The organism is Streptomyces hainanensis (genome assembly GCF_004348415.1).
GTDB lineage: Bacteria > Actinomycetota > Actinomycetes > Streptomycetales > Streptomycetaceae > Streptomyces > Streptomyces hainanensis.
Genome location: NZ_SMKI01000032.1, coordinates 21,268 through 27,675 on the forward strand (window position 1 = coordinate 21,268; position 6,408 = coordinate 27,675).

The window sequence follows — 6,408 nt, forward strand, 5'->3', positions numbered from 1 at the left end:
CGGCCGGGCCACGCCCCGCCGGCCGAGCCCGGCCGGACCTCGGCCGGTCAGTCGCCGAGCAGGGCCTGGCGGGCCCTGCGGGTGCGCCGCGTGCCGTGGGCGGCGCGCAACTGGCCGAGCAGGGCGAGGCGTTGCTCCGCCGCCTCGTCGAGCGAGCCGAGGGCCTCGCAGGCGGTGACGGTGAGCCAGTGCGTCGGGCCGAGGCGCGCGGCCGCCTCCAGGACGACCGGGCACAGCGTGGCGATCGCCTCGGCGGTGTGGCCGGCCTCGGCCGCGATCTCGCCCAGTTGGTAGCGGGCCATCAGCTGGGGCCAGTCGCCCGAGCCGTAGTCGTCCCTGAGGTGGGGGACGACGGTCCTGATCGTGTGCAGGGCCTCGGCGGGTTCGCCCTCGCGGGAGAGGGCCCAGGCCAGTTCGGCGCGGAGGTCGAGCCCCGTGCGGGTGTCGGCGGCGCCGACGACCGTCAGGTCGTGGAGGGCCAGGCGCAGGGTGGCGAGGGGCACCCGCTCGGCCTGGTAGGCCTGCTCCGCGTCGGCGAGCGCGGCGTCCGCCCACTCGCTCAACGGGTCGTCGGTCCACGCCAGTTCGTCCTTGAGTTGGCGCAGCAGCCAGACCGCCCGGTCGTCGGCGCCGGTCCGGCGGCAGCAGGAGACCAGCAGCGCCCGGGCGGCGAGGGTGGTGCGGTCGCGCGATCCCAGGGCGCGGGCCGCCTCCGGGACGAACTGTTCGAGGAGCGCCGTGGCCTGGTCGGGGGCGACCGTCGCGGTGCTCCGCGCCTGGGTGAGGCGGGCGTCGAACGACGCGCGGACGTCGGGCCCCGTCGGGGCGGCGGCGACCGTCGGCGGGTAGGCGGGGCGGCCGGGTACCGGGGAGACGACGGCGGTGGGCGTCGGGCCCGCGTTCGGGGTGGCGCCCACGCTCGGGGCCGGGCCCGCGTTCGGGGTGGCGCCCGCGCTCGGGATGGCGCCCGCGAGGGCCCGGAGGGCGTCCCGGACGGTGGTCGCGTCGGCCGGGCGGTCGGCCGGGTCCTTGGCCAGCAGGTCCCGCACCAGCCCGTCGAGTACCGGGGATATCCCGAGGTCCGGCGGTGGTTGGTGGACGTGGTGGAAGAGCACCTGCACCGGGCCGAGCGAGGAGGGGAAGGGCGGCCGGCCGGTGAGCATGGCGTGGAGCAGGCAGCCGAGGGCGTACAGGTCCGTGCGGCCGTCGAGGTCCTGGGAGCCGAGGCACTGCTCGGGCGCCATGTACTCGACGGAGCCGACGACCACGCCCGAGGCGGTCAGCCGGGTGTCCCCGACGCCGTGCGAGAGCCGGGCGATGCCGAAGTCCAGGAGCTTGGCCAGGCCGTGGGTGATCATGACGTTGGCCGGTTTGAGGTCGCGGTGCACGATGCCGATCTCGGGCGCGTGCACGGCGGAGAGCGCGTCGGCGACCTGCGCCGCCCACCCCAGGGCACGCGTCAACGGCGGCCGCCCGGCGGCCAGTTCGTCCGCGAGGGAGCGGCCGGGCAGCAGCTCCATCACGACGTAGACGGCGGGCGTGCCGTCGACGTCGACCCGGTTGCTGTCGTGGACGGCGACGATGTGCGGGTGGGTGAGCCGGCCCGCGGCCCGCGCCTCGCGTTCCAACCGGCCGAGGAGCACCGGATCCGCCACGTCCCGCACGGTCTTGACGGCCACCTCGCGCCCCAGACGCAGGTCGTGCCCGCGCCACACCTGCCCCATGCCGCCCTCGCCGAGCGGCGCCAGCAGCTCGTACCGGCCGTCGAGGACGATGCCCGCCCGCATGCCGAAGTCCTTCCCCCCGAGATGGTCGGGAACAGGTTAGAGGAACGCCCGGTCAGCGGTGGTCGCGGCGGGGTGCGCGAGCGGCCCGGCGCCGGGGTGTTCGACCGGCGGGGCGGCAGGGTAACCACTGAACCTGGCAGGGCGATGCTGGAACAGGTGTCCGCATTCAGGGGCGCCGTGAGCGAGGAGTGACGGATGCCGAGTGGACTCGTCGCGCTGGCACTCGGCGGCTTCGGCATCGGCCTCACCGAGTTCCTGATCGCCGGGCTGCTGCCGCAGGTGGCGTCGAGCTTCTCGGTCTCCGAGGCGGCCGCGGGCTGGCTGATCTCCGGCTACGCGCTGAGCGTCGCGGTCGGCGCCATCGCGCTGACCGCCGCCACGGCGCGGCTGCCACGCAAGACGATCCTGGTCGGCCTGATGGCGCTGTTCGTCGTCGGCAACCTGCTCTCGGCGGTCGCCCCGAACTATCAGGTGATGATGCTCGGGCGGATCGTCGCGGCGCTGTGCCACGGCTCGTTCTTCGGCATCGGCTCGCTGGTCGCCCGCGCCCTGGTCGCGCCGGAGCGCGCGTCGCGCGCGGTGGCGATCATGTTCGCCGGGCTGACGCTCGCCAACGTGCTCGGGGTGCCGTTCGGCGCGCTGGTCGGCGAACGCTGGGGCTGGCGGGCGGCGTTCTGGGCGGTCACCGGGATCGGGGTGCTCGCGCTGGCCGGAATCGTCGCCCTCGTCCCCGCCAGGGCGGGCGAGACGCGGAGGGCGGCGGAGCCGAGCGGGCCGCGCGACCAGTTCCGCGCGTTCCGCTCCTGGCAGGTCTGGCTGACCCTGACGGCCACCGCGCTCGGCTACGGCGCGATGTTCGGCGCGTTCAGCTACCTCGCCTACACGTTCACCGAGGTCAGCGGCTTCTCCTCGGGAGACGTCGCCTGGCTGCTGATGGTGTACGGCGTCGGCCTGGTCGCCGGCAACCTCGTCGGCGGGCGCGCGGCCGACCGGGACCGCGACCGCGCCCTCGTGCTCGCCCTGCTCGGACTCACCGTCACCCTGGAACTGTTCGGCCTGCTGGCCGCCAGCCCCGTCGCGTCCGTGGTGCTGGTGTTCCTCCTGGGGGTGTTCGGGTTCGCCAGCGTGCCCGGCATGATCACCCGCGTCACCGACGTCGCCGGCGGGGCGGCGCTGGCCGCCAGCGCCAACGTGTCCGCCTCCAACGTCGGCAACGCGCTCGGCGCCTGGCTCGGCGGCCTCGCCATCAGCGCGGGCCTCGGCTACGCCGCGCCGCTGCACGTCGGCGCCGGCATCGCCCTGGCCTCCGTCGCCGTCATGGTGGTGGCCGCGCGCCGATCGCCCGACCGGGCGCCGGAGGCGCGGAAGGATCAGGAGCGCGGCGCGCCCGTCGCGTCGTAGCCCCGCCTGGCCTCCTCGACCCGGTCGAGGTGGGTGCCCGCCCACTCGGCGAGGTGCGCGAAGAGCGGCGCCAGACTCAGGCCGAGATCGCTGATCTCGTACTCGACGCGCGGCGGCACCTCCGGGTGGTAGGTGCGGGTGATCAGCCCGTCCCGCTCCAGCTGGCGCAGCCGCTGGGTCAGCACCTTGGGAGTGATCCCGGTGATGCGCCGCTGCAACTCCACGAACCGCTGACGCCCGAAGGCGTGCAACGACCAGAGGATCGGCGTGGTCCACCGGCTGAACACGATGTCCACCACCGGGCTGATCGGGCAGGCCGACTCCGGATCGCCGCCGGCGACGGCCGGGGCCCAGGTCGTGCTGTCGGTCATCCGCCACACCCCTCTGAGGTAGTCACTTTCCTCTGGGTACCTACTATACCGAGGCTGTTAGCGTCGCCGTTGTCGCGGAGAGAACGCGACGAGAACGACACCGAGGAGTGGTGAGCATGATCGTGGTGACAGGTGCGACCGGGAACGTCGGCCGCGCGCTGGTACGGACCCTCTCCGCGGCCGGCGAGACGGTGACGGCGGTCTCGCGCGGCGTCTCCGCCGCCGACGTGCCGGCCGGCGTGCTGGCCAGGCCGGGCGACCTGACCGAGGCGGCGAGCCTGCGGCCGGTCCTCGACGGCGCCGACGCGCTGTTCCTGCAGAGCGGCGGCGCGAGCGCCGAGCGGCTGAACGCGCCGGAACTGCTCGACCTCGCCAGGGCCGCCGGCATCCGGCGGGTGGTCCTGCTGTCCTCGGTCGGCGTGGCGACCAGGCCGGAGTCGCCGTCGCACGGCGGCGTCCTCGGGCGGATCGAGGAGGCCGTCCGGGGCGCCGGACTCGACTGGACCGTCCTGCGCCCCGGCGCCATCGACTCCAACGCCCTCCAGTGGGCCGCGTCGGTGCGGGCCGAGCGGACGGTGGCGGCACCGTTCGGCGACGTCGGCGTCCCGGCCGTCGACCCCGCCGACATCGCCGAGGTCGCCGCCGTGACCCTGCGCCAGGCCGGCCACGAGGGGCTGACCTACATCCTCACCGGCCCCGAACCCAGCTCGCCCCGCCAACAGGCGGCCGCCATCGCGGCGGCCCTCGGCGAGCCCGTGCGGTTCCACGAGTTGACACCCGACGAGGCCCGCGCCGGCATGCTGCGGTTCATGCCGGAGGCGGTGGTGGAGACGACACTCGCCGTGCTCGGCACGCCCAACGCCGGCGAGACGGCGATCAGTCAGGACGTCCAGCGGGTCACCGGTCGCCCGGCCCGCCCGTTCGCCGCCTGGGCCCAACGCAACCAGGCGGCCTTCCGGTAGCCGAGGAGCCACCTGCTAAACTTTCGAAAATTCGCCTTCGGCACCCCGGCAGGGGCGGTCGGAGGCTTTTTTCATGCCTACCGACAATCCGGCGGCCCTTCCCGCCGACCCTCCTGCCGACGCTCCCGCCGACCCACGTACGGCCCGTTCCGCCGACCGTCCCGCCCGCCGATCCGCCGCCGGTTACCGGGCCCTGCTCCGGGACCGCGAGTTCGCCGGCCTCCTCCTCGGCTTCACGCTGACCGTCGTCGCGAGCACCCTCTCGGGCTTCGCCCTCGGCACCCTGGTCGACGAGCGGACCGGCTCCCCGTTCCTGACCGCCGTCAGCATGTACGGCGCCACCTTCGCCACCGTGCTCGGCGCGCTGACCCTCATGTCCGTCGCCGACGGGCACCGGCCCCGCCGCACGCTGGTCACGCTCCAACTCCTCGCGCTCGTCGGGGTGGCCGCCCAGGCCATACCGGGCCTGCCACTGGCCGCGCGGTTCGGCCTGCTCCTCGGCCTCGGCTTCTTCCAGTCCCTCGGCACCGGCACCCGGATGGGGCTGCTCGCCGAGGTGGTGCCCGACTCCCGTTACGCCCTGGCGCGTTCGCTGATGAACGTCACCGCCGGCGGCGTCATGATCCTCGGCTACGCCGCCGGCGCCGCACTGCTGCACTGGCTCAGCCCCCAGGGCGTCTTCCTGGTCGCCGCGACGCTCACCGGCCTCGCGCTCGTCGTGGTCGCGGCCACCGTCCGCGAACGGTCGATCCGGCTCACCAGGCGCCCCGGCCTGCGGCAGACCTGGCGCGCCAACCGCGAACTGTTCGCGCACGGCGGCCGCCGGGCACTGCTGCTGAACCTGTGGGTGCCCAACGGGCTGATCGTCGGCTGCGAGGCGCTGTTCATCCCCTACGCGGCCGGCAGCGCAGGCGTGTTGCTCGCCGCCACCTCCGCCGGGATGCTGCTCGGCGACCTGACGGTCGGCCGGCTGCTCACCGCCGAACAACGGTGGCGCCTGGCCTTCCCGATGCGGCTGCTGCTCGCCGCCCCGTTCCTCCTCTTCGCCCTCCAACCACCGCTGTGGATCCTGGCCACGGCGGCCTTCGCGGCCAGCTTCGGATTCCCCGCCTCGCTGGCGCTCCAGGAACGGCTGCTGGCGCTCACGCCCGAGGGGACACGAGGACAGACCCAGGGCGTGGAGGCGGCCGGCCGGCTCACCTGGCAGGGGCTCGGCGCGGCCATCGCCGGCGGCGTCGCCCAACTCGTCGGCCCCGAGGCCGCGATCACCACGATGGCGGTGGCGTCGATCGCCCTCACCCTCGCCTCCCGGCCGTTCGTGGCCCGCGCCTGAGGGGGGAAGATCGCGGATCGCCGCCCCGGTGGTGGCCGGTCCTACTCGGCCGCCGACAGGGTCCGCTGCATCAGGATGGTGTCGAGCGCGCGACCGTGCTTGACGCCGACGGCGCTCAGCCGGCCCGCGTCGGTGAAGCCGAACCTGCGGTGCAGCGCCGGGGACGCCGCGTTGTCGCCGGCATCGGCGATCACGGCGATCAACTGCCGGACGCCGGCCTCGGCACAGGCGGTGATCAGCGCGTCGAGCAGCCGGCCGCCGAGGCCCTTGCCGGTGTGGTCAGGCGCCAGGTAGATCGAGTTCTCCGCGGTGTAGCGGTAGGCGTGCTGGGCCCGCCACGGGCCGGCGTAGGCGAAGCCGGCGACCTCGCCGGTGGACGTCTCGGCGACCAGGAAGGGCAGGCCGCGGGTGGTGAGGTCGGTGAGCTTCCGCTCCCAGTCGGACGGGGAGGGCGCGGTCTCCATGAAGGTGATGACCGTGTCGGTCACGTAGTGCGTGAAGAGCGCGGCGATGGCGTCCAGATCCGCGGGGCGGGCCGGGCGGATGGAGAGGGG

The 6,408-nt window shown here is 74.6% G+C and carries 6 protein-coding genes; 3 read left to right on the forward strand and 3 right to left on the reverse strand.

Going from position 1 to position 6,408, the window contains the following annotated elements; genetic code table 11:
- Nucleotides 1–47: 47 nt before the first annotated feature.
- A complete protein-coding gene (locus E1283_RS38055) occupies nucleotides 48–1,787 on the reverse strand; it encodes a serine/threonine-protein kinase (protein ID WP_132816642.1) in 1,740 nt (579 codons plus the stop codon).
- Between the two features lie 195 nt (nucleotides 1,788–1,982).
- Here E1283_RS38055 and E1283_RS05020 point away from each other — a divergent pair, with 195 nt between their 5' ends.
- Nucleotides 1,983–3,188, forward strand: a complete 1,206-nt coding sequence (locus E1283_RS05020; RefSeq protein ID WP_132816643.1) for an MFS transporter — start codon at nucleotides 1,983–1,985, stop codon at nucleotides 3,186–3,188.
- On the opposite strand, the gene E1283_RS05025 is transcribed toward E1283_RS05020, so the two are convergent.
- Entirely contained in the window at nucleotides 3,158–3,559 is a 402-nt protein-coding gene (locus tag E1283_RS05025) for a winged helix-turn-helix transcriptional regulator (protein ID WP_132816644.1), read from the reverse strand. The genes E1283_RS05020 and E1283_RS05025 overlap by 31 nt on opposite strands.
- Before the next feature lie 116 nt (nucleotides 3,560–3,675).
- Here E1283_RS05025 and E1283_RS05030 point away from each other — a divergent pair, with 116 nt between their 5' ends.
- Together E1283_RS05030 and E1283_RS05035 are read left to right on the forward strand one after the other, a co-directional pair.
- A complete protein-coding gene (locus E1283_RS05030; protein ID WP_132816645.1) occupies nucleotides 3,676–4,521 on the forward strand; it encodes an NAD(P)H-binding protein in 846 nt (281 codons plus the stop codon).
- Between the two features lie 73 nt (nucleotides 4,522–4,594).
- Nucleotides 4,595–5,854, forward strand: a complete 1,260-nt coding sequence (locus tag E1283_RS05035; protein WP_132816646.1) for an MFS transporter — start codon at nucleotides 4,595–4,597, stop codon at nucleotides 5,852–5,854.
- Between the two features lie 41 nt (nucleotides 5,855–5,895).
- On the opposite strand, the gene E1283_RS05040 is transcribed toward E1283_RS05035, so the two are convergent.
- Nucleotides 5,896–6,399: a GNAT family N-acetyltransferase gene (locus E1283_RS05040; protein ID WP_132816648.1), complete on the reverse strand. Its 504-nt coding sequence runs from the start codon at nucleotides 6,397–6,399 to the stop codon at nucleotides 5,896–5,898.
- Between the last annotated feature and the right edge of the window lie 9 nt (nucleotides 6,400–6,408).

Bases quoted from the DNA above. Each gene is read 5' to 3' on its own strand.
- E1283_RS05030 (WP_132816645.1), top strand. From the start codon at position 3,676: ATGATCGTGGTGACAGGTGCGACCGGGAACGTCGGCCGCGCGCTGGTA.
- E1283_RS05035 (WP_132816646.1), top strand. From the start codon at position 4,595: ATGCCTACCGACAATCCGGCGGCCCTTCCCGCCGACCCTCCTGCCGAC.
- E1283_RS05020 (WP_132816643.1), top strand. From the start codon at position 1,983: ATGCCGAGTGGACTCGTCGCGCTGGCACTCGGCGGCTTCGGCATCGGC.
- E1283_RS38055 (WP_132816642.1), bottom strand. From the start codon at position 1,787: ATGCGGGCGGGCATCGTCCTCGACGGCCGGTACGAGCTGCTGGCGCCG.
- E1283_RS05025 (WP_132816644.1), bottom strand. From the start codon at position 3,559: ATGACCGACAGCACGACCTGGGCCCCGGCCGTCGCCGGCGGCGATCCG.